We start from the raw sequence: 22,934 nt of genomic DNA on the forward strand, positions 1-22,934 counted from the left end.
AGGAGGAGCGGACGTGAACTTAAACGCCACTCTATTAGGTGAATTAATTGCATTCGTAGTGTTTGTATGGTTCTGCATGAAGTTTGTGTGGCCACCACTAAATGGTGCAATTGAAGCTCGTCAGAAAAAAATTGAAGATGGTTTAGCCGCTACAGATAAAGCTGAAAAAGATTTAGAACTTGCTCGTAACAAAGCAACTTCTCAACTTAAAGAAGCTAAATCTCAAGCTGCAGATATCATCGAGCAAGCTAAAAAACGTGCTACGCAAATCGTTGATGAGGAAACTCAGCGCGGTCATGAAGAACGTGAAAATATTATTGCTCAAGGTCATTCAGAAATTGAAGCCGAAAGAAATCGTGTAAAAGAAGACCTGCGCAAGCAAGTTGCTTCTTTAGCGGTACTCGGTGCTGAAAAGATCATTGAGCGCGAAATAAACGAAGCTGCACACAGTGACATTGTTGAAAAACTTGTTGCTGAGCTGTAATTGGAGGTCTGAGTATGTCTGAATTGACTACTATCGCTCGTCCTTACGCTAAAGCAGCTTTTGAATTTGCCGTTGAGAAACAAACTGTTTCTGATTGGAATGACATGTTGGTATTTGCTGCGCAAGTTGCAAATAACCAACAGGTTAGTTCTTTTATCGCAAACAAAGCGGCAGAGGAACAAGCAAATATTTTTATTTCTGTTTGTGCTGAGCAAATCAACGAATACGGGCAAAACTTAGTAAAAGTTTTAGCCGAAAACGGGCGTTTAGCTGCGCTACCAGAAGTTGCTGAATTATTCACTGAATTTAAAGCTGAATATGATAAAGAAATTGATGTTGACATCATTTCTGCAGCTGAGCTTGCAGAAGCTCAACTAGCAACATTGGTTAGCGCGTTAGAAAAACGTTTTTCACGTAAAATTAAGCTGAATTGTAGTGTTGATGAAACACTTGTTGGTGGTCTTATTGTTAAGGCTGGTGATAATGTAATTGATGGCTCACTACGCGGTAAATTAAACCGTTTAGCCACAACACTACAATCGTAATTAGGAAGAAAGAGCATGCAACTTAATTCCACTGAAATTTCAGAACTAATCAAACAACGTATTGAGAAGTTCGAAGTTGTTAGTGAAGCTCGTAACGAAGGTACTATCGTATCTGTTACTGACGGTATTATCCGTATTCACGGCCTTGCAGACTGTATGCAAGGTGAGATGATTGAGCTTCCAGGTAGCCGTTACGCTATCGCACTAAACCTTGAACGCAATTCAGTAGGCGCCGTAGTAATGGGCGCTTATGCTGATTTGAAAGAAGGCGTAAAAGTATTATCTACTGGCCGTATCCTTGAAGTACCTGTAGGTCCAGGTTTACTTGGTCGTGTTGTAAACACACTAGGTGCTCCGATCGATGGTAAAGGCGCAGTAGACAACGATGGTTTCGAACCAGTTGAGAAAATCGCACCAGGCGTTATCGAACGTCAATCAGTAGATGAGCCAGTTCAAACTGGTTACAAATCTATCGATGCGATGATCCCAGTAGGTCGTGGTCAACGTGAACTTGTAATCGGTGACCGCCAAACAGGTAAAACTGCTTTAGCAATCGATGCAATCATTGCACAAAAAAATACTGGCGTTAAATGTGTATACGTAGCAGTAGGCCAAAAGGCTTCTACAATTGCTAACGTAGTACGCAAGCTAGAAGAGCATGGCGCTCTAGAGAACACGATTGTTGTTGTTGCTTCAGCTTCTGAATCAGCTGCACTTCAGTTCCTAGCACCATTCTCTGGTTGTACTATGGGTGAATACTTCCGTGACCGCGGTGAAGATGCATTAATCGTATATGATGATCTGTCTAAGCAAGCAGTTGCTTACCGTCAAATCTCATTACTACTTAAGCGTCCACCAGGTCGTGAAGCGTACCCAGGTGACGTTTTCTACCTTCACAGTCGTCTTCTTGAACGTGCATCTCGTGTAAACGCAGATTACGTTGAAAAATTCACTAACGGCGCAGTGAAAGGTAAAACAGGTTCATTGACAGCATTGCCTATCATTGAAACTCAAGGTGGTGACGTTTCTGCGTTCGTACCTACTAACGTTATCTCTATCACTGATGGTCAGATCTTCTTAGAAACTGATTTATTTAACTCAGGTATCCGTCCAGCTGTAAATGCTGGTATCTCGGTATCTCGTGTTGGTGGTGCAGCGCAAACTAAGATCGTTAAGAAACTAGGTGGTGGTATCCGTCTAGCGTTAGCTCAGTACCGTGAGTTAGCGGCATTCTCTCAGTTTGCATCTGATCTTGATGATGCAACTCGTGCTCAATTAGAGCATGGTGAGCGTGTTACAGAGCTTATGAAGCAAAACCAGTATGCTCCAATGTCTGTTGCTGATATGTCTCTATCACTATTTGCTGCTGAAAAAGGTTACTTACAAGATATCGAAATCGAAAAGATTTTAGATTTTGAAGCAAGCCTAATCGCATTTGCTAATAGCGAATACGCACAGTTAGTGGCTCAAATTAACGAAACAGGTAACTATAACGCCGAGATCGAAGCACAGCTTAAAGAACTTCTTAAGAAGTTTAAAGCTACGCAAACTTGGTAATAATGAGTTATTTAATAAGGTGACCTTTTAGGTCACCTTGATTCGGAGATTGAGTCATGGCTAGCGGAAAAGAGATAAAAAGCAAGATCGGTAGTATTAAAAATACTCAAAAGATCACTAGCGCAATGGAAAAAGTTGCTGCGTCCAAAATGAAAAGGGCGCAAGAACGCATGGCTTTAAGCCGTCCATACGCTGATAATTTACGTAAAGTGATCGGTCGTGTTGCTCAAGCTAATCTAGATTTTCATCACCCGTTCTTAGAAGAACGTGATGTGAAGAAAGTTGGTTATATTGTTATCTCTACAGATCGTGGTCTGTGTGGTGGTTTGAACACTAATATGTTCAAAACATTAGTACAAGATATTCAAAAATTTAAAGCGGATAAAGTAGATGTAGAATTTGCTGCCATTGGCACAAAAGCTACTAACTTCTTATATCGCTTTGAAGATACTGTACAAGCACAAACTTCTGGTTTTGGAGATAAGCCTACACTACAAGACATTATAGGTCCTGTAAAAGTTATGCTAGATGCATACAGTGAAGGTAAAATAGACCGTTTATTCGTGGTATATAACAAGTTTGTTAATACTATGAAACAAGAGCCAAAGATCGATCAGTTATTACCTTTGCCTAAAGCTGAAGAAGAAGTATCAGCCTACGCTTGGGATTACTTATATGAACCAAGTCCAGAGGCTATTTTAGAAACTCTGTTAACGCGTTTCATTGAGTCTCAGGTTTACCAAGGTGTGGTTGAAAATGTAGCTTCAGAACAAGCCGCGCGTATGATCGCCATGAAAGGCGCAACAGATAACGCAGGCGACTTGATCGATGAGCTTCAACTTATTTATAACAAAGCTCGTCAAGCTGCTATCACACAAGAAATCAGTGAGATTGTAGGCGGTTCAGCGGCTGTTTAAGCTGCTTAGGCAAAGTTAAGAGAGGAATAGACATGAGTTTAGGTAAGGTCGTCCAAATAATTGGTGCTGTTGTGGATATCGAATATTCACAAGATAACGTACCAGCAGTTTATGACGCACTAAGAATTAGCAACGGCGATTTAGCTGGTTTGACTCTAGAAGTTCAACAACAGTTAGGTGGCGGTTTAGTTCGTGCAATTGCATTAGGTACTACAGATGGTTTACGCCGTGGTGCTGAAGTAGAAAATACAGGTAAAGGCATTCAAGTTCCAGTTGGTAAAGCAACACTAGGTCGTATCATGAACGTTCTAGGTGAGCCAATTGATGAAGCTGGTCCTATCGGCGAAGAAGAGCGTATGGCTATACACCGCGCTGCTCCAAGCTATGAAGAGCAATCAAGCTCAGTTGAACTTTTAGAAACTGGTATCAAGGTAATTGACCTTGTATGTCCATTTGCTAAAGGTGGTAAAGTTGGTCTGTTCGGTGGTGCCGGTGTTGGTAAAACTGTAAACATGATGGAACTTATCCGTAACATCGCTATCGAGCACAGTGGTTTCTCTGTATTCGCTGGTGTTGGTGAGCGTACTCGTGAAGGTAACGATTTCTATCACGAAATGAACGAATCTAACGTACTTGATAAAGTATCGCTAGTTTACGGTCAAATGAACGAGCCTCCAGGAAACCGTTTACGTGTAGCACTAACTGGTCTTACTATGGCTGAGAAGTTCCGTGACGAAGGTCGTGACGTTCTTTTCTTCGTAGATAACATCTACCGTTACACTCTAGCGGGTACTGAAGTATCAGCACTACTAGGTCGTATGCCATCAGCAGTAGGTTACCAGCCTACACTAGCTGAAGAAATGGGTGTTTTACAGGAGCGTATCGCTTCTACTAAAACTGGTTCAATCACTTCAATCCAAGCGGTATACGTACCTGCGGATGATTTAACTGATCCATCTCCAGCAACGACGTTTGCTCACTTAGATGCAACAGTAGTACTATCTCGTGATATCGCATCACTAGGTATCTACCCAGCGGTTGATCCACTTGATTCGTCTTCACGTCAACTTGATCCATTAGTAATCGGTCAAGAGCATTACGATGCTGCACGTGGCGTTCAAACAGTACTTCAACGTTACAAAGAGCTTAAAGACATCATCGCTATCTTAGGTATGGATGAATTGTCTGATGAAGATAAGAACACAGTAATGCGCGCGCGTAAGATTGAGAAATTCCTTTCTCAGCCTTTCTTCGTAGCTGAAGTATTTACTGGTGCTTCTGGTAAATATGTATCTCTTAAAGATACTATTGCTGGCTTCAACGGCATCTTAAACGGTGAGTTTGATGATCTTCCAGAGCAAGCTTTCTACATGGTTGGTTCTATCGAAGAAGCGATTGAAAAAGCTAAAAACATGTAATTAGGAGGTTGTAATGGCTATGACTGTACATTTGGACGTTGTTAGCGCAGAAGATATTATTTTTTCTGGTCTAGTTGAAACTATCCAAGTAACAGGTAGTGAAGGTGAGCTAGGGATACTTCCTGGTCATGCTCCATTACTTACAGCCCTTAAACCTGGAATGGTACGTGTAGTTAAGCAACATGGTCACGAAGAAGTGATTTATATTGCCGGCGGTACACTTGAAGTTCAACCTTCAAGTGTGACTGTACTAGCTGACGTAGCAACAAGAGCTGAAGACTTAGATGAGAAAACAGCCCTTGATGCAAAGCGCAAAGCTGAAGAGCATTTAGCTAGCTCAGCAGCAACAGATATGAGTTATGCAGAAGCTGCGGCAGAATTGTCACAAGCAATCGCACAACTTAAAGTATTGCAAATGCGTAAATAACCTTTCTAGTTAATAGAAAAAACCACCTTTAGGTGGTTTTTTTTTGTCTAAAATTTATTAATTCATATTTAGTTACAAGAGCCAATATTCTAATTATGTTAATTATAAATGAGAACTATTTATTAAAAGTTTCATAATCAATAAGATAGATTGTCCCTATTATTCTAATGAAAAACATTCACTTTTTTACTTTTGACATTCCCCCTTTTAGAACCATACTTTCGGCGTAACTTTAATTTAAAAGTAAACATGGACAGGGAAGAATGTTATGAAAATTAGGACTAAGTTATTATTAATGATGTCACTAATGGCGATATTACCGCTGATATTACTAGCCAGTATTTTAAGTAAAACCTCGATAGATAGTTTATTTACTTCATTAGAACAAGAGAAAAAGCGCGCTCTAACAGCATCAAGAGAACAAAAGAAACAACAAATAGAAGGGTACTTCAAAAGTATAGAAAACCAAGTGAGTGCTTTTTCAAATAACCTTATGGTAATTGAAGCTGCAAAAGAATTTAATCAAAACTTTTTTGAATATGAGTCTGCGAATCAAATAAAAAACGATGATTTGAGTACCTTTTACAGAGAGGACTTTAACAACGAATTCAAAAAAAGAAATCAAAACGAAGCTGCCAATATATCGCAAATTATAAATGCCATGTCGCAAGATGCATTGTATTGGCAAGACTTATATATTGCAAAAAACGCTAATCCTTTAGGTTCAAAAGATGTATTAATGACAGCTGAAGATGATTCTCTTTATTCTAAATCTCATGAAAAATACCATAGTGCATTTAGAGATTATCTTATAAAATTTGGTTTCTATGATATTTTCATTGTTGAGCCAAATACGGGACATATTGTTTATTCAGTTTTTAAAGAGTCAGATTTTGCGACCTCTCTATTAACGGGGCCTTATGCAAATACATCAATAGCTGATGCCTTTAAAATTGCAAATAGCTTTAATAATGCTCAACAAGTTTTTCAAACTGACTTTGCTTCTTACTTGCCTTCGTATCAAGATCCTGCCGCTTTTATTGCATCGCCTATATTTGAAAATGGACAAAAAATTGCAGTGCTTATTTTCCAAATGCCTATAGATAATATCAATGCAATTATGACCAGTAATGAAAAGTGGGCTGATGTAGGATTTGGTTTATCGGGCGAAACTTATCTTGTAGGAAGTGATAAAACAATGAGAAACCAAAGTCGCTTTTTAATTGAAAATAAAGCGGCTTATGTACAAGCTTTAAAGCAAAGTGGTCAGGGAGTTGAAGCTAATATAATAGATGCAAAAGGCACCTCTATTGGTTTACAAAAAGTTGCCAGCAATGGGGTTGATAGTGCATTAAAAGGAAATGCTGGTTTTGAAGAGTATCTAGATTATCGAGGTGAACGGGTATTTTCGGCTTATGCACCGATAAAAGTAGGTGGTAATAATTGGGCTATTTTGAGCGAGATTGATAAAGCTGAAGCACTTGAGCAAGCGTATTTATTAGAAACAAAAATGTTAAATATCTCTCTATATATCACTATAGCCATTGTGGTAATTGCTTTAATTATTGGGCTGTATTTTGCTCGCAGTTTAACTAAACCTCTCAATCATTTAATCTCAAATTTAAAAGAAATAGCAACGGGTGGTGCAGATTTAACACAGCAATTAGAAGAGGCAAACCGTGATGATGAAATTGGAGAATTAGGAAAAGCTTTTAACTTGTTTAATGAGTTTATAAAAGATTTGGTAATTGAGCTTAAACAAACTTCAGAGTGTATGGCTTCTTCATCTACGCAATTAAAAGGCAGTACAGTGGTTGCTATGGATGCGGCATCACAGCAAAAAATGCAAACAGAAATGGTTGCAGCTGCAGTTGAAGAATTTCATATGTCTATTAAAGAGGTTGCTAATAATACAGAGCAATCGTCTCGCACTTCTGAAGATGCTGATACCATTTCTAAACAAAGTGCAGACTTTGCAGAAGAAGCGAGATTGCAAATAGACAAATTAGTACATGGTGTGGAATCGGCATCAGGTGTAATTTCATTGCTGAGTAGCGAAGTAGATGAAATAAAAGTGATCCTCAGAGTGATAGATGAAATAGCAGAGCAGACCAACTTATTAGCATTAAATGCTGCAATAGAGGCTGCTAGGGCAGGAGAGCATGGACGAGGTTTTTCTGTTGTAGCTGATGAAGTGAGAAGTCTTGCTGCTAGAACTCAGCAAAGTACTGTTGAAGTACAAAATCGCATTAATGCATTAGAGTCTGCTGCGGGCAAAGCGGTTAGCTCTATGGGCAGCGCCGCAACTATGGCGCAATCTGGAATAGATTTAGTTTCTCAAGTGAGAAATAAACTCACAGATGTTTCTGATGTAATTGAAACGCTATCACAAATGAATGCAACCATAGCAACAGCTGCGAATCAGCAAAAATTTGCAGCTGATTCTGTAAGTGAAAGCATTTGTTCGATAGATGAATATGCACAATCAAATGCAGCCATAACAGAGCAAGTAAAGGCTTCTTCTGAAGAGTTAAATAATTATGCGACTAATTTATCTTCGTTAGTCGGACGCTTTAAAATCGCTTAAATTATAACTAAACTATTGAAAAGCCACTAAATAGCTTAAGTGGCTTTTTATATTTGATTTTTACTTATATATTGCTCAAATAACCGCTAAAATACTCGCCAATATTATTACTTTTTATTTCAACGTTAATATTTAAACTATTTAATTTTTATGCCTACGGATTAGGATAAAAATAATACATCATAGTTATAAATAGTAATCTAGATCTAATTATGTAAAACAAATTAGTAAAACAAAGAAAGAAGGAAATTGTTTTAATGTCTCTGACTACTGTTATTTTAGCTGCGGGTAAAGGCACGCGTATGCGTTCAGCTTTACCTAAAGTACTTCACCCTATTGCTGGTAAACCTATGGTTCAGCATGTTATTGATAAAGCCCAAGCACTTGGCGCTACAAAAACCAATTTAGTTTATGGCCATGGCGGTGAGTTATTGCAAGATGCTATCAAAACATCAGATCTAAATTGGGTATTACAAGATGAGCAATTAGGAACTGGCCATGCAGTTGCAGTAGCTAAAGAATTCATTTCAGATGAAGATACCGTTCTTATCTTATATGGTGATGTGCCTTTAACTAAGCAAGAAACACTTGAAAAACTATTAACTGCTTTACCTGAGCGTGGATTAGCTGTTTTGACCGTGGATTTAGTCAACCCTATGGGTTACGGTCGCATGATACGTGAAAATGGTAAATTAGTTAGTATCGTTGAGCAAAAAGACGCATCAGCAGAGCAGCTTAAAATTACAGAAGTTAATACTGGTATTATGGCGGTTAACGGTGGTTTATTAAAATCTTGGTTAGGCCGTTTATCTAATAAAAACGCACAAGGCGAATACTATCTAACAGATATCGTTGCTATGGCTAAAGAAGATGGCATCGAAATTACATCTGCTCAGCCTGAACATCCAATGGAAGTAGAAGGCGCTAATAACCGCGTACAATTAGCTGGTTTAGAGCGCGCTTATCAAGCTTGGTTAGCTGAAGAGTTAATGCTAAATGGCGCAAGTTTAGCTGATCCTTCACGTATTGATGTACGTGGAGAGATCACAACAGGCCAAGATGTTGTGATTGATATCAACGTGGTTTTTGAAGGTAAAGTCACTTTAGGTAACAATGTTCAAATTGGCCCTAATTGTGTACTTAAAAACTGTGAAATCGGTGATGGTGCAGTAATTAAAGCAAATACATTAATTGAAGATGCAACTGTAGGCGCTGCATGTACTTTAGGTCCATTTGCAAGATTACGTCCAGGAGCTGTGATGGAAACAAACTCTCACATTGGCAACTTTGTTGAAATGAAAAAGTCTGTTTTAGGCGAAGGCTCAAAAGCCAATCACTTTAGCTATTTAGGCGACGCCCAAATCGGTAAAAAAGTTAATGTGGGTGCAGGTACCATCACTTGTAACTACGATGGCGTAAATAAATCTAAAACAATTATTAAAGATGGGGCATTTATAGGCTCTAACTCATCTTTAGTGGCGCCAGTTGAAATTGGTAACTTAGCCACTGTGGGTGCTGGTTCTGTTGTCACAGGTACAGTTGGCGATAATCAATTAGCAATCGCGCGTGGTAAGCAACGTAATTTAGATGGCTGGAAACGTCCAGTTAAAAAGTAAGTGTTAATATTACTTTAGAGCAGGTTTAGTGAAAGCTTAACCTGCTTTTTTATTATAAATCCGATACCTATAAATCCCACCAAAATCCAGTAACACTTAGTCACCTTTGATCACAAACTAACACCCTTTACATCGGTTAAAATTCACCCTTAATTGGTACTATTTACCTAACTTAATATTACCTTTTAATACCCATGTCTTATACGCAACATTTTAACAACAAAGGTTTTACGCTTTTAGAATCTTTGATCGCGTTTGTAATTCTAACGATAGGCTTATTAGGGGCTATCGGCTTACAAGCTAAAGCAAAACAAGCGAGCTATGATTCTTTGCAAAGAGCAGCAGCTTTAACTTTAGCAAACGATGTAATGCATCGACTTAGAGCAAATGATACCTCTGACTTATTAAGCGCCTATAACATAGAGATCGCCAGTACTGATCAAGCTAACAATGTGAAGTCTTGCTTGGATAGCTCATGCAGTTCTACAGAAATGGCTGCATTTGATGTTGAAGAGTGGAAAAAACAAATTAAAGCAAAAGAATTTACAGGCACTTTAGCAGATGCACGTTTATGCATTACACCGAGCTCAATTGCTGATAGTGAAATAAACGTAGAGATAGTTGTCAGTTGGCAAGGGCGTCAAAGTATTAAGCAATCAAGTGATAATCAAAAAATATCATGTGGCATTAATACCAAAAATAGACGGTTAATCACGTTAAATAGCTTTATTCTACTTAGGAGCTAATGATGAATCAGCGCGGCTTTACGCTTATTGAAATGATGATTTCACTGATTGTCAGTGGTTTTATATTAGCGGGTGTGATGTTCACCTATTTGAGTATGAAAGTATCAACAAATGATACGTTAGAAATTGGTGAGCTTCAGGAGTCTGGTCGGTTAGCAATGGATATATTGCGAAAAGACATTGAGCTAACAGGTTTTTGGGGCACTTTTGATAACGATACTTTAAGCCATAAACTTGTAACTTCACCAGGTGTGATATCAAATGACTGTAGTGAAGGCGATAATAATGGTAGTTTTCCTATTGAATCAAATCAAAGCTTTCGATTTATTTATGCATTAGAAGCACAATCAAATTCAGCGCTAAATTGTATAAATACAGCTGTAGAATCCAGTGATATTTTACAAATCAAGCGAGTATCAGGAAAGGATATTACAGAACAAACTGAGCACTCAGACCTTTATCACTTTGTTAGCCAGTCAACACAAGCACAAATTATGATGCCACCAGCAACTGGCACTCCTATTGTGCTCCCTCACGATAATGCCACTGCTTGGGCTTATAAACATCATGTTTATTTTATTGAAAACCAGAGTTACAAAATGGGTAATCAAGCACTTGAGGTGCCTACTTTAGTACGCAAACGCTTAAGTGCAGATAAAGGTATGGTATCTGAAACCATAATGGAAGGTGTAGAAAATATGCGCTTTATATTTGGCTTAGATACCACAGGAGATAACCGAGTTGATCTATACAATACGCAAGCACAAATGGGTCAAGTAGATTGGAATAATGCTTCTATTTTAACTGTTCAGGTATTTTTATTGGTTCGCTCTTTTAAAGAAGATATGAACAATAAAGCGATAGAAAAAACCTATATTTTAGGCGGTACAGATGCTGCTACACAAAGAAAACTCACTTTTAACGACAAATACCGCCGTACTTTGTTTGTATCAACTATCAAAATAGCCAATGCAGGAGATGATCAATGGCGTATGTAAACCCTAAACAAAACCAAGGTTTTGTATTAGTGACTGCTCTATTAATGTTATTAGCTGTTACTGGCATTGCTGTTAGTTTAATGGGCTCTAGCAGTATTGATTTAAAAATCACACAAACAGCACAAGAGCGTGAGCAATCTGAAACACAAGTGAAAGGTGATGCAGATAAAGCGCTTATTTCAGAAATGAATAAAAAAGCGGACTTAAATCGTTTTTTATATTTATCGGGCCAATTTGGTGAGCAAGAGAGTATAGATATCACGCCATCAGATGTTAACTCAAGAGTCTCTTTGTTTAATATGAATAAAGGGCCTGCAATCATTGATTGCCCACCTAAATTCGCCGCCACCAGCGGTATAAAGTGCAATATATTAAGAGTAAATACAGAGCTTAATTATGGTAAAAACGACAAACATTTAGTTGCAGTAAGAAATGGCATAGTGCAAGAATTAGCAGTAATAGGGCAATCACAATGAAAATTAATTTAAATAAAAATCTATTATCAAGTGCCTTAGTTGCCAGTTTATTTGCTGTTTCACAACCACTGCAAGCAGAAGATATAGAACTATATGTTAATTACGATATTGAAATAACAGAAAAGCCCCGTGTTGTTGTGGTATTTGATACCTCAGGCAGCATGGCGTGGGATGTAACAACAGGTAAAAAATGTTCAACTTGGTGGGGAGGAGAAGTTCCCTGTGAAAATAGCCGTTTAAATGTCGCAAAAGCCGCTATTTCAGATTTAGTTATAACTAACCCAGATGTAGATTTTGGTTTAATGCGTTTTAGTAGTGAAAGCGGTAAAGGCGGATATGTTGTAAACGGCCTTGGCGTTGATTCTGCGGCTATGCTGGCTTCAGTTGATAATTTACCTGCTGATGGTGCAACACCGCTATCTGAGACTTTATATGAAGCTTATCGTTATTTGATTGGTGGTAATGTAGACCAAGCAACCAAAATGAGTAAAAGAGATAAAAGTGTAGAAAGTAATAGCCGTTACATATCGCCATTTATTCCTAAAGAAGAAAATGGCGAAGTAATATTACGCTGTGATAATTCAATTAATATGATTTTGATGACCGATGGCGATCCTACTAGTGATACAGGCAGAAACGATAAAATAAAAGCCTTATTTCCATCTGGCAGCAAGCCATCACCTATAAAAACTGATGGTGGTGATAGTAATTACTTACATGCATTGGCTGATCATTTATATAACAATGATTTATGGACAGCAACACCAGATGTCAAAGATGTTGGCAGAACCTATACCATAGGTTTTGGTACTGGTATGAGTGATAAAGGTAAATATTTATTAGAAAAAACCGCACTGCAAGGCGGTGGTACTTTTTTACATGCAAATACTGCTGAAGAGCTATCTGATGCACTTAAAAAAGCGATTATGGATATCCGAGAAGTCAACGATACTTTTACTTCTCCATCGGTTGCCAGCAATAATACAGACAGAACGCAAAGTCATGATAGCTTGTATTACGCGATGTTTTATCCTGAAAAAGGTGCGCGTTGGAAAGGCAATCTTAAAAAATTAAAACTAGTTGATGAAGCAATAGTCGATTCATCAACCCCACCATTACCAGCTATAGATGAAAGCGGTAGTATCGCTAAAGATGCCAGAACTTACTGGTTACCTTCAAACGAGCCTGCTGATGGCAATATCGTACTAGCTGGTGGCGTCAACCTGGCTTTAGAAACAACATCTAAACGTAAGCTTTATACAGATTTTGGCAGCAAATCAGCTTTATATGATTTTAGTAAAAGTGCAGCTAATAATTTAGGCATATCAGATACCGATTTATCAACTTTAATGCAGGTAGATAAAACCGAGTTAGAAGGTTTATTTGGCTGGTCACAGGGCATTGATGTATTAGACGAAAATAACGATGGTTCAGTCACAGAACAGCGTGAAGATATTATGGGCGACCCATTACACTCAAAACCTGTAGCAATTGATTATGGCAATGGCGATATACGCATTTTAATTGGTACTAATGCCGGTTTTGTTCATATGTTTCAAGACAGTGGTGATACGGTTAAAGAGAACTGGGGTTTTATACCCTACGAGCTATTTGACAACTTATCCGCGCTGAAATCGAATAAACAAGATACCAAGGTATATGGTATGGATTTAACGCCAGCGATATTCTTTGATGATCAAAATGACGATGGCATAGTCAATGGTAATGATCGTGTATGGGCATATTTTGGTATGCGTCGAGGTGGCTCTGCATATTATGCTTTAGATATCACCTCACCTGATTCACCTAAATTAAAGTTTTCATTATCAAATAAAGATTCTGGCTTTGCTGAAATGGGACAATCTTGGTCAAAACCTTATATTGGCTATATCAAAGTAAACGGATATCAAAATAAGCCGTTGCTTATTTTTGGCGCTGGTTACGATATTAATAAAGATAATGTAACTAAAACAGAAGATAACAAGGGCCAAGGTGTTTTTATCGCAGATGCGGATACTGGGAAGTTAGTTTGGAGCTTTACCCCTTTAGGTAATACTTTATTTCCCGGTGTAGATGGCATTCCTGGAGACATCACTACATTAGACTCGGATTACGATGGTTATATAGATAGATTATACGCCTCTGATACTGGTGGAAACATTTGGCGCTTTGATTTACCTGGTAGTGAACCTAAAAGTTCAGATACACCTTGGACAGTGTTTAAGTTAGCTGAGTTAGGTTCAAAAAATACCATAGACGATCGACGTTTCTTTTATCAAAGTACAGTTGCACGCACTTACTTTAGTAAAGTGACTGAAGCGAGCGAAGATAATAACGGTGTGATCACTAAAACAGTAAATAGAGAAGAAACGCCATTTGAAGCCATAGTAATAGGCAGTGGTAATCGTTCACATCCTACTTATACCACTACTTCAAACCACCTTTATATGATCAGAGATGAAAACACCATTACTAAGTCATTTATCAGGAATATTCCTTCTCCTATAAAAGTGACAGATTTGGAATCAGTTAATGATGATCCATTTGGCAGTGTATTAGATGATAAAGATGCATTTGAAGATGTAGAAATCGAGTTTTCAAAATTTAAAGGTTGGCATTACACATTAGCATTAGGTGAAAAAGCATTATCAGAAGCAACCGTTGCTGGTGGCGTGGCATATTACTCTACCTTTACGCCTGCTGATGATTCTAATACTAATCAATGTTCATTATCTGGCGGTGGTGGGTTGTTATATGCATTCCACCTGCATTACGGCACTAAGGTTTACGATACACTTGCGATGGATGTAGGCGATACCATACCAGACACAGCACAAATCGTTTTTGACCAAGATAAAGATGGCAATAGCCAGTTATTATTAATCGGTGTGGGCGATGTTGAAAATGGTACTGGCGTAATTAAAGCTAAATCAGTTGTTGATAGCTTAGTACCAGTTGATAAAGACGGTGATGGCATTATAGATATCGTAGAGCCAGATCCTTTAGGTTTAAAAACCATACGTTCGTATATTTATAGATATGAAGAGTATTAATTGAAAGCATAATTTGAATCGGATCGAATATAAAATTTATTAAGAGTTAGCATCTTATGATGCTAACTCTTTTTTATTTGATATCAAATAAGTGTATGATGCTATTTGCATTACATTAGATTACAACTACAGGGATTAAGTAAGCTAGTATGAAAAAAACAATTGGAATTTTAGGTATTGGTGGTATTTTACTAATCGGTTTTTATTTACAAAAAAGTTCAGATAACTCAAAAATAACTAAGCCCGATCAACTTAAAGCTAGCCCTCAAACTGTAATTGATAATACAGATGCACCAGCTCAATATAACATACCTGTAATTCAGAAAGTAAAAGAGCTGAAAATAGCTAAAGCGCAATGTAAACATAAAAAAGCTAATTTTTTAGCTGATGTAAGTGATATTCATCAAGAACTCATTCAAGCTTTAGAAAACGAGTTAAAACAAGGCAAAACAGTTAGAGAATTATTGGCATATTCAAATCAATACAAGACTTTTTATAAAAATTATAATGACTTGATCCTTTTAGCAAAAATAAATATTGAAAAACCTAAATACAATTACACTAAGTCATCAGAAATTTTACTTAAATGGGATGGTTTATCGGTAATTAATGGGTTCTCACCAGAAAGCATACCTACTATTGTAGAACAGCTAAAAGAAGTTGAAGGAACTCTTTCTGGTTTTGTTATGACTTTGCCTCTAGCAAAAAATATTAATAAATCTGATGTTTATGCACTATTAGATAATGATCAATTTAATACATATTTAGAGTCAGCCATTGGTATTGAGCATAGCCCTGTGATTTCACCTTCTATCTTGTTTGCTTTAACCGCGAATCACCTTGAATTGGATGAATTTAAACAAGCAATCGCATTTAATAGTTTTAATGTGAATGATGTTGCTATCGCTATTTTGAATGATATGCCGATTGAATATATATCGGCGTTAATGGCTAAAACAGAAGCAATTAATGATATGCCAATTATAGCACTAGGGAATTCAGATTCATTTGATAACTTGGCAGATTTAGCCGCTTCTAAACATAACCTAGAGTTATTAAAGTTACTTGAAAAGCATGGTGTTAAAGGCACAAATGAAGAAAGTATCATAACAGCTATGGATATCGCTATTATGCATTTACCTTCAGATGCTAAGGCTTATCAAGATTTAGATAACTTCCCACAAAAATATTTAAATACAATTACTTACCTACACAATAAAGGTTATGCTGCACATGGAGAATCGTTTCAAAATAATAATGGTACTGAGGTTTTTTTTCAAGCACCAATTAGGCGGAATTTTCAAACTACATCAGTATTAGAACCAAAATTGAAAGCACAGTTAAATAAAATCGAATTAATTGAAAAAAAACATATAAACCCTTGGGGAATAAAACAAAAACCAATAGATGGATCATTACTTTCAAAAGTTATTAAAAATGTAAACATAAAAGTACAAGCTAAAAATGATAAATCTGATCGCTGTACATCAATCAAGGAAGATTTATTAGCTGCAGAAGGTTTTGCAAAAAACCAAGAAGCTTACGATATTATAAATGACATAAAAAAATTGAATGTGGATATAGCACCAAACTTACATGAAATAGACCCCTCTTTAGTTAATTTATGGCACAGACGAAATCAGCCATATACAGCATCTAATGATAGTGAGTTTCTTGGTTTGATAACACAAGATAAGTATCAACGCGCGCTTGAATATAGCATGACAAAACCACTGACAATTAAAGAAACAGATTGGTTATTACAATCTATATTTAATAATGTAGATAATGTTTTACCTATTTGGAGATCTAGGGTTTCACCAACTCCACCTTCTAATTTACTTTTCTTTAAAAAGGCTAAATTTGACCACTGGCAGGCGTTAATGGATGCCGGTTTTGACTTTACTATCAAGGATCAACTTGGCAATGACATTTTTTTACCTGCAGTATTACATTCAGCTGAAGTCGTAAAATTATTATTAGATAAAGGATACTCACCAGAATTTGACAGCTTAGGATTAGACGCTTTAGATCTATTATTAGAAGACAGTTATCAAACTGGCAAACTCAACCCAAGTTTTGATCTTATCATACAAGAGAATAAAAAAATTGAACCTAGTCATTATGCTAGGGTAGAGAGAATAAAACAGTATTTGCCAGATGAATATAAAAAAATCATTGCATTAAATTCAGGTATGATACCTAAAGAAGGCACTAAAATTAATCGCTTTAGACTAAATAGATATTAAAATTCAAAAATAAAAAACCTCGAATAATCGAGGTTTTTTTATTGATTTACTTAAAGCTAAGAAGATATTTATATCTAAGAAAAATGCTTAGCATGAAAACGTAAGTGATCTTCAATAAAGCTGGCGATAAAAAAGTAGCTATGATCAAAACCAGGCTGCATTCTTAACTCTAGCGGGTAATCAACTTTGCTTGCAGCTTCAGTTAATGCTTCAGGCTTTAATTGCTCGACTAAAAAGTTATCTTCAGAACCTTGATCCACCAGCATAGGTAATTTATCCAGCTTAGTTTCAGATTGTTGCATTAAAACAGTGGCATCGTATTCTTGCCAAGTTTTTTTATCTTTACCTAAATAACCTGTAAATGCTTTTTGACCCCAAGGACAGTTAATTGGATTAACGATTGGGCTAAATGCTGAAACAGAGCTAAAGTTTTCAGGATTTTTTAAAGCAATCGTTAATGCACCGTGGCCACCCATAGAATGACCGCTTATCGCACGTTGTTGTGTTACTGGAAAATGCGCTTCTATTAATTTAGGTAGCTCATTCACTACATAATCATACATATGATAATGACGATTCCACGGCGCTTGTGTGGCGTTCACATAAAAACCAGCGCCTTGGCCAAAGTCATAACTTTCATCGTCTGCAACACCTTCGCCTCTAGGGCTTGTATCTGGTGCAACAATCGCCATACCTAGCTCTGCAGCAATACGTTGTGCACCGGCTTTATGCATGAAGTTTTCGTCAGTACAGGTTAAACCTGATAACCAATATAAAACAGGTACTTTTTTACCTTGTGCTATTTGCGGAGGTAAATAAATAGCAAAACGCATTTCACAATTTAAACTAGTAGAAGCATGCGTATATTGCTTATTCCAACCACCAAAGATTTTATTGGAACTGGTATTATTTAAAGACATGGATTGTAACCTCTGAATGATTGAAACTGAGCAGTGGAATTTATAAGTAATTTTAAAGTTATCTCCGAAGTGTTTTATCGGAAATCTCGGTTTTAGATTAATTAAGCCTTAAATTACATAACTATAATAAAAGGCTTAATAGGTTTAAGTAAAAACCTTACTTATCTAAATGAATTACAGTACGAATACTTTTACCTGCATGCATCAGATCAAATGCTTCGTTAATGTTATCAAGTGACATTGTATGTGTAATAAAGTCATCAAGAGCAAACTCGCCAGCCATATAGCGGTTTACGATTTCTGGTAACTCAGAGCGACCTTTAACACCACCAAATGCACTACCACGCCATACACGACCAGTTACAAGTTGGAATGGACGTGTAGAGATCTCTTGGCCTGCACCAGCAACACCTATAATTACAGATTCGCCCCAACCTTTATGACAACATTCAAGAGCTGAGCGCATTACATCAACATTACCGATACACTCAAAAGAGTAATCAACGCCGCCATCAGTCATTTCAACTATCACTTCTTGAATTGGCTTATCAAAATCTTTTGGATTAATGCAATCAGTAGCACCTAACTTTTTAGCTAACTCATATTTAGATTCATTGATATCAATACCAATAATACGGCTTGCACCAGCCATTTTAGCACCGATAATAGCTGATAAACCAATACCGCCTAAACCAAATATGGCAACTGTATCGCCTTTTTCTACTTTAGCTGTATTTAGCACTGCGCCCATACCTGTTGTAACACCACACCCTAATAAACAGACTTCTTCTAATGGTGCTTCTTTATTTACTTTTGCTAATGAGATTTCTGGTAATACAGTGTATTCAGAAAATGTAGAACAGCCCATGTAATGGTAGATAGGTTGGCCGTCTTTATAAAAACGTGTTGTGCCATCTGGCATTAAGCCTTTACCTTGAGTTTCACGAACAGCCTGACATAGATTTGTTTTACCAGATGTACAGAACTTACACACACCACACTCAGCTGTGTAAAGTGGAATAACATGGTCGCCAACAGCAACACTTGTTACGCCTTCACCAATTTGTTCAACAATACCGCCACCTTCATGACCTAAAATTGAAGGGAAAATACCTTCTGGATCATCACCTGATAAAGTAAATGCATCAGTATGACATACGCCAGTAGCTACTATTTTTACTAATACTTCGCCTTTACGCGGCAGCATTACATCTACTTCTTCAATTTTAAGAGGTTGGTTTGGGCCCCAAGCTACAGCAGCTTTTGATTTAATAAATTTATCAGTCATTGTTTATCTCCAATGTGGCACAAGGCCTATATTTTATGTGTGCGACTTATTGCTTAATACTATAGAAGTTAACTTAAATAACGACGAATTATTTGCATCGCTTATTTCGATGGCGTGAATTCTACTTTGTTTCTTATTGAATGATAATTAACTTTAAATGCAAATTACTTTTACCGTATAGTAATAATAGATAAAGAATCAAATTTGGGTGAGTTATGTTTTTATGGGAAGGTGTATCAGAGTTTGTATCTGTGGCACAAACATCTAGCTTTACTGGTGCGTCTAAAATATTAGGCATATCAACAGCTCAAGTGAGTCGTCAGGTAAGTGCATTAGAAAACCGCCTTAATACCAAGCTTTTTTATCGTACAACTCGAAAAGTATCTTTAACTGAAGAGGGTTCAGTTTATTATCGCCATTGTCGGCAAGTCATGGCTGGGCTTGAAGACGCAGAGCGGGCAATTAGTAATTTACGCAATGCACCACAAGGGTTGGTTAAGCTCACTGCGCCTGTTACCTATGGCGAAAAATATATCATGCCATTAGTCATAGACTTTATGACGCAATATCCTGAAGTCGAAGTTAACGTAGTACTCAGTAATCAAACGGTAGATTTAGTCGAAGGCGGATACGACTTAGCAATACGCTTAGGTAAGTTGGGTGATTCAAGCATGATGGCTAAACGCCTCACTAGCAGAACGCAATATGTATGCGCATCTCCTAAATATCTGGAGCAATTTGGTATTCCACACTCATTATCAGAACTTAAGCAACATAACTGTTTAGTAGGTAATACAGACCATTGGCGTTTTATTGAATCAGGAAAAGAAAAATCCATACGAGTATCAGGTTCTTTGACGTGTAATAGTGGTTATGGTTTAAGAGATGCAGCAATTAAAGGTATAGGGCTTATAAAACTACCTGATTATTATATAGGTGAAGACTTAAAATCTGGTGATCTGGTTTCAATTTTAGAAAACTACCAAGAACCAGAAGAAGGTATTTGGGCACTCTATCCACAGAATAGACATTTATCACCCAAAGTACGACTGCTGGTGGATTATTTGGCTGAAATGTTGGGTTAATTTCCTTTTTGGGTCGCTTCTGCATTTTTTATAAGATGATTTACCGCATTCTTTATTTGTTGATGGCAATAAACTACATGTTCAATAAGGTTATTTTCATATCCAAGATAATTGTAGTAAATCTTCATGACTTTCGATTTTAAATGCTTTCCAGGATGGACCATATTAAATGGACTTATATTAGGCACTCCTGAAGAACATTCTTTATTTTGGTTTCCTCTTATATCGGTTACAGGCAGTAAAGGCCAATATCCTCGACCATATAATGTTGAAATCCACCCTGATTTAGAGTCGCTGTTTAGAAAAAGGATATGCTTTCCAATATATGATATTGACTGGTCATGTTCTTCATTTTATCGGGTTATAGTGACTTTATTACTAGTTATTTCTCCCTTGTAAAACGAATTTATCTCAAAAGTGGTTTTATTATTTTCAAAATGTATAGGAGTTGCTTCAACTATTATTTGACTGTTTAATACCATTACATCAAATTTATCCGCCATCAACTTAGCACTTACATTCAGTGATGCTAAAAGCAGTATTAAGGCGTAAATTACTTTTTTCATACACTATCTCCTTTTAGCTATTATTTATAGTTGAGTATTAATAAGAAGCCAGCATGATGAAAATAAAACTTATATATTTAAAATAGCGGCTAACTATATGGACATAAATGTTAGTCTGAATTTAATTTTAGTTTTTGTTCATTCTTTTTAAACGGCCAAAAAGAACGAACCAAGAAAAAGCCGCCCCAATAATCACACCGTTTCCTCAATTAAATTATCAGTTATTTATGTAACCGCTATGAAGCTACTTCCCTGTAGTAATCATAGCTTGCGAGTGCGTCCTGCACTCGACATTACTAAACTGATATTTTATTTCGGATGCGATTAAAGGGGGAGTGGTGTCAATTTTAATAATTGTGCATGATTATTTTATTGGAAAAGTTTAGATCAAAATAAAAAACCACATGCAGCATTAACAACATGTGGTTTTTAAAAAGTAGAGCTTGTTTAGTAAAAACCTAAGATGCGACTACAGGTTGCACATCTAGCCCATAACCAAACATCACTGCTAGTACTAAAACAAGCGAAGCGGCAGCCATTAGTTTCAACAATAATGGTAAACAGAATCTAAACCAGTGACCATAAGGCACACCTGCCATACCTAAAATACCCATTAATACGGCATTAGTTGGTATGATCATGTTAGAGAAACCATCACCAAATTGATAAGCTAATACGGCTACTTGTCTTGGTACACCCACTAAGTCACCTACAGGTACCATAAGTGGCATAGTGACATAAGCTTGTCCTGAACCTGATGGAATAAAGGTATTCAAAAAGGTTTGAATTACTAACATACCAACAGCTGATATTTCCGCACTCATATATGATAAAGGCACTGACATACTATGCACTAAAGTATGCAGAATTTGACCATCTTCTAAGATTAAAGCGATACCACGTGCTACACCAATTAAAATAGCCGTAGTAACTAAGTCTGATACACCTTCAATAAAACGTTCAGCTGTTTCATCAGCTGATAGTTTTCCTAGTATGGCAATTAAAGCGCCCCAAGCAATGAAAACACCGCCTAATTCGTAAAGGTACCAGCCTTTAGTTGCAATGCCCCAAACCGCTAAAGTTAACGTAATTAAAAAGCTACCTAAAATAACTTTGTGTCTCGTTTCTAACTTAGGGTAACTTGGTTGTGCTTGACCCGATAATGGACATGCAACACCTATCATCATAGAGCTTTTTGGATCTGCTTTTACTTTTTGTGCATATTGCCAAACATGGTGAAAGCCAATTAATACAAACGGAATGAAGATAGCCAATCTAAGCCAAATGCCAGAATAAACAGGAATTTCAGCAATTTGCTGTGCAATTAGAACAGTGAAAGGATTAAAGGCTGATACACCATAACCGATACCGTAACCTGCGACTATCATGCCTACAGCTGTCATCGCATCTAGCTTCATGGCTTTACATAACGCCACTAAAATGAGTACAAATGGAATGTATTCACCAGCTGTTCCTATGCTACTTGAAGCCATAGCAAAACAAAAAACCACCATAAAAATAAGTTTTTGTGGGCGAGTACCATATTTTTCTAATAAACGACCGATTAACGCATCAACTGTTCCTGTGGCTCTGGCAATTGCTAATACACCACCAACAATCAATACAAAAAAGATCACATCTTGTGCAGCTGCAAATGCACGTGGAATGGCGGTTAATAAATCCCAAGGAGTTAAGTAGGTTTTTTCTTCAAGAACTTGATAAGTGCCAGCTACCACCATTTGTCTACCCGATTCAGATAAACTAGTTTCAAAAAAGCCCTGTGGTACTACCCAAGTGGCAAATAGTGCTATTACCATCATTCCCAGTAAGAGAATTAAAGTATGAGGCACTTTTAACTTACTAAACATGTGTACTCCTATCGTTATTAAAACCGCACCATGCGGTCCCTAAATGGCGACATAATACCTGTTTTATTTTTGGATTACATTTATATTAATAAAGGTTCAATCTGAATTTCAGGTAATTTATTTAAAATATCAGA

The 22,934-nt window shown here is 37.0% G+C and carries 18 protein-coding genes; 14 read left to right on the top strand and 4 right to left on the bottom strand.

Translation table 11 applies throughout. The annotated features are described in order from the left end of the window. Positions 1 to 13 precede the first annotated feature (13 nt). The 13 genes from atpF to KO527_RS19765 all read left to right on the top strand — a co-directional run bounded on the left by atpF (position 14) and on the right by KO527_RS19765 (position 17,073). Positions 14 to 484 carry a F0F1 ATP synthase subunit B gene (gene atpF / locus KO527_RS19705; RefSeq protein WP_042147741.1) on the top strand — a complete coding sequence of 157 codons (471 nt, stop codon included), beginning with the start codon at positions 14 to 16 and terminating at the stop codon, positions 482 to 484. A gap of 14 nt (positions 485 to 498) precedes the next feature. Next, a complete protein-coding gene (gene atpH, locus KO527_RS19710) occupies positions 499 to 1,029 on the top strand; it encodes a F0F1 ATP synthase subunit delta (protein WP_042147744.1) in 531 nt (176 codons plus the stop codon). 15 nt (positions 1,030 to 1,044) lie between these two features. Next, a complete protein-coding gene (gene atpA, locus KO527_RS19715) occupies positions 1,045 to 2,586 on the top strand; it encodes a F0F1 ATP synthase subunit alpha (protein ID WP_042147747.1) in 1,542 nt (513 codons plus the stop codon). 56 nt (positions 2,587 to 2,642) lie between these two features. Next, positions 2,643 to 3,503: a F0F1 ATP synthase subunit gamma gene (gene atpG / locus KO527_RS19720; RefSeq protein ID WP_216041973.1), complete on the top strand. Its 861-nt coding sequence runs from the start codon at positions 2,643 to 2,645 to the stop codon at positions 3,501 to 3,503. Between the two features lie 32 nt (positions 3,504 to 3,535). Then, positions 3,536 to 4,921 (top strand): F0F1 ATP synthase subunit beta, encoded by a 1,386-nt coding sequence (gene atpD / locus KO527_RS19725; RefSeq protein WP_216041974.1) that lies wholly within the window; start codon positions 3,536 to 3,538, stop codon positions 4,919 to 4,921. A 13-nt stretch (positions 4,922 to 4,934) separates the two neighbouring features. After that, entirely contained in the window at positions 4,935 to 5,348 is a 414-nt protein-coding gene (locus KO527_RS19730; protein ID WP_216041975.1) for a F0F1 ATP synthase subunit epsilon, read from the top strand. 268 nt (positions 5,349 to 5,616) lie between these two features. Then, a complete protein-coding gene (locus KO527_RS19735) occupies positions 5,617 to 7,935 on the top strand; it encodes a methyl-accepting chemotaxis protein (RefSeq protein ID WP_216041976.1) in 2,319 nt (772 codons plus the stop codon). A gap of 257 nt (positions 7,936 to 8,192) precedes the next feature. Continuing rightward, positions 8,193 to 9,551 (top strand): bifunctional UDP-N-acetylglucosamine diphosphorylase/glucosamine-1-phosphate N-acetyltransferase GlmU, encoded by a 1,359-nt coding sequence (gene glmU / locus KO527_RS19740; RefSeq protein WP_216041977.1) that lies wholly within the window; start codon positions 8,193 to 8,195, stop codon positions 9,549 to 9,551. A gap of 194 nt (positions 9,552 to 9,745) precedes the next feature. After that, complete coding sequence (pilV, locus tag KO527_RS19745; protein WP_216041978.1) at positions 9,746 to 10,297, top strand: type IV pilus modification protein PilV; 552 nt, start codon at positions 9,746 to 9,748, stop codon at positions 10,295 to 10,297. 2 nt (positions 10,298 to 10,299) lie between these two features. Then, a complete protein-coding gene (locus KO527_RS19750) occupies positions 10,300 to 11,295 on the top strand; it encodes a PilW family protein (RefSeq protein ID WP_216041979.1) in 996 nt (331 codons plus the stop codon). Beyond that, positions 11,283 to 11,771: a pilus assembly PilX N-terminal domain-containing protein gene (locus tag KO527_RS19755; protein ID WP_216041980.1), complete on the top strand. Its 489-nt coding sequence runs from the start codon at positions 11,283 to 11,285 to the stop codon at positions 11,769 to 11,771. The genes KO527_RS19750 and KO527_RS19755 overlap by 13 nt, the downstream gene beginning before the upstream one ends. Continuing rightward, the gene (locus KO527_RS19760; RefSeq protein ID WP_216041981.1) at positions 11,768 to 14,824 is read left to right on the top strand and encodes a PilC/PilY family type IV pilus protein; all 3,057 of its coding nucleotides are present in this window, start codon (positions 11,768 to 11,770) and stop codon (positions 14,822 to 14,824) included. Before KO527_RS19755 ends, KO527_RS19760 begins: the two co-directional genes overlap by 4 nt. A 149-nt stretch (positions 14,825 to 14,973) precedes the next feature. Further along, positions 14,974 to 17,073, top strand: a complete 2,100-nt coding sequence (locus KO527_RS19765) for a hypothetical protein (protein WP_216041982.1) — start codon at positions 14,974 to 14,976, stop codon at positions 17,071 to 17,073. Positions 17,074 to 17,147: 74 nt separating this feature from the next. Here KO527_RS19765 and fghA read toward each other — a convergent pair whose 3' ends face one another. Together fghA and KO527_RS19775 are read right to left on the bottom strand one after the other, a co-directional pair. Beyond that, on the bottom strand, positions 17,148 to 17,993 hold the full coding sequence (fghA, locus tag KO527_RS19770) for an S-formylglutathione hydrolase (protein ID WP_216041983.1): 846 nt from the start codon (positions 17,991 to 17,993) through the stop codon (positions 17,148 to 17,150). Between the two features lie 157 nt (positions 17,994 to 18,150). Continuing rightward, complete coding sequence (locus tag KO527_RS19775) at positions 18,151 to 19,281, bottom strand: S-(hydroxymethyl)glutathione dehydrogenase/class III alcohol dehydrogenase (RefSeq protein WP_216041984.1); 1,131 nt, start codon at positions 19,279 to 19,281, stop codon at positions 18,151 to 18,153. Positions 19,282 to 19,496: 215 nt separating this feature from the next. Between KO527_RS19775 and KO527_RS19780 the strand changes: the two genes are divergently transcribed. Continuing rightward, positions 19,497 to 20,366, top strand: coding sequence for a LysR substrate-binding domain-containing protein (locus KO527_RS19780; protein ID WP_216041985.1), 870 nt, complete (start codon positions 19,497 to 19,499; stop codon positions 20,364 to 20,366). Between the two features lie 353 nt (positions 20,367 to 20,719). Here the strand turns inward: KO527_RS19780 and KO527_RS19785 are convergent, their stop codons facing one another. Together KO527_RS19785 and KO527_RS19790 are read right to left on the bottom strand one after the other, a co-directional pair. After that, positions 20,720 to 20,932 carry a hypothetical protein gene (locus KO527_RS19785; protein WP_216041986.1) on the bottom strand — a complete coding sequence of 71 codons (213 nt, stop codon included), beginning with the start codon at positions 20,930 to 20,932 and terminating at the stop codon, positions 20,720 to 20,722. 458 nt (positions 20,933 to 21,390) lie between these two features. After that, on the bottom strand, positions 21,391 to 22,800 hold the full coding sequence (locus KO527_RS19790; RefSeq protein ID WP_216041987.1) for a TIGR00366 family protein: 1,410 nt from the start codon (positions 22,798 to 22,800) through the stop codon (positions 21,391 to 21,393). Positions 22,801 to 22,934 lie beyond the last annotated feature (134 nt).

It is taken from the genome of Pseudoalteromonas sp. C2R02 (assembly GCF_018860845.1).
Classification (GTDB): domain Bacteria; phylum Pseudomonadota; class Gammaproteobacteria; order Enterobacterales; family Alteromonadaceae; genus Pseudoalteromonas.

What these genes read in the sequence shown, in the direction of transcription:
- atpH (WP_042147744.1), top strand. Translation starts at nt 499, where the DNA reads ATGTCTGAATTGACTACTATCGCTCGTCCTTACGCTAAAGCAGCTTTT.
- atpA (WP_042147747.1), top strand. Translation starts at nt 1,045, where the DNA reads ATGCAACTTAATTCCACTGAAATTTCAGAACTAATCAAACAACGTATT.
- atpG (WP_216041973.1), top strand. Translation starts at nt 2,643, where the DNA reads ATGGCTAGCGGAAAAGAGATAAAAAGCAAGATCGGTAGTATTAAAAAT.
- atpD (WP_216041974.1), top strand. Translation starts at nt 3,536, where the DNA reads ATGAGTTTAGGTAAGGTCGTCCAAATAATTGGTGCTGTTGTGGATATC.
- KO527_RS19730 (WP_216041975.1), top strand. Translation starts at nt 4,935, where the DNA reads ATGGCTATGACTGTACATTTGGACGTTGTTAGCGCAGAAGATATTATT.
- KO527_RS19735 (WP_216041976.1), top strand. Translation starts at nt 5,617, where the DNA reads ATGAAAATTAGGACTAAGTTATTATTAATGATGTCACTAATGGCGATA.
- glmU (WP_216041977.1), top strand. Translation starts at nt 8,193, where the DNA reads ATGTCTCTGACTACTGTTATTTTAGCTGCGGGTAAAGGCACGCGTATG.
- pilV (WP_216041978.1), top strand. Translation starts at nt 9,746, where the DNA reads ATGTCTTATACGCAACATTTTAACAACAAAGGTTTTACGCTTTTAGAA.
- KO527_RS19750 (WP_216041979.1), top strand. Translation starts at nt 10,300, where the DNA reads ATGAATCAGCGCGGCTTTACGCTTATTGAAATGATGATTTCACTGATT.
- KO527_RS19755 (WP_216041980.1), top strand. Translation starts at nt 11,283, where the DNA reads ATGGCGTATGTAAACCCTAAACAAAACCAAGGTTTTGTATTAGTGACT.
- KO527_RS19760 (WP_216041981.1), top strand. Translation starts at nt 11,768, where the DNA reads ATGAAAATTAATTTAAATAAAAATCTATTATCAAGTGCCTTAGTTGCC.
- KO527_RS19765 (WP_216041982.1), top strand. Translation starts at nt 14,974, where the DNA reads ATGAAAAAAACAATTGGAATTTTAGGTATTGGTGGTATTTTACTAATC.
- fghA (WP_216041983.1), bottom strand. Translation starts at nt 17,993, where the DNA reads ATGTCTTTAAATAATACCAGTTCCAATAAAATCTTTGGTGGTTGGAAT.
- KO527_RS19775 (WP_216041984.1), bottom strand. Translation starts at nt 19,281, where the DNA reads ATGACTGATAAATTTATTAAATCAAAAGCTGCTGTAGCTTGGGGCCCA.
- KO527_RS19780 (WP_216041985.1), top strand. Translation starts at nt 19,497, where the DNA reads ATGTTTTTATGGGAAGGTGTATCAGAGTTTGTATCTGTGGCACAAACA.
- KO527_RS19785 (WP_216041986.1), bottom strand. Translation starts at nt 20,932, where the DNA reads ATGAAAAAAGTAATTTACGCCTTAATACTGCTTTTAGCATCACTGAAT.
- KO527_RS19790 (WP_216041987.1), bottom strand. Translation starts at nt 22,800, where the DNA reads ATGTTTAGTAAGTTAAAAGTGCCTCATACTTTAATTCTCTTACTGGGA.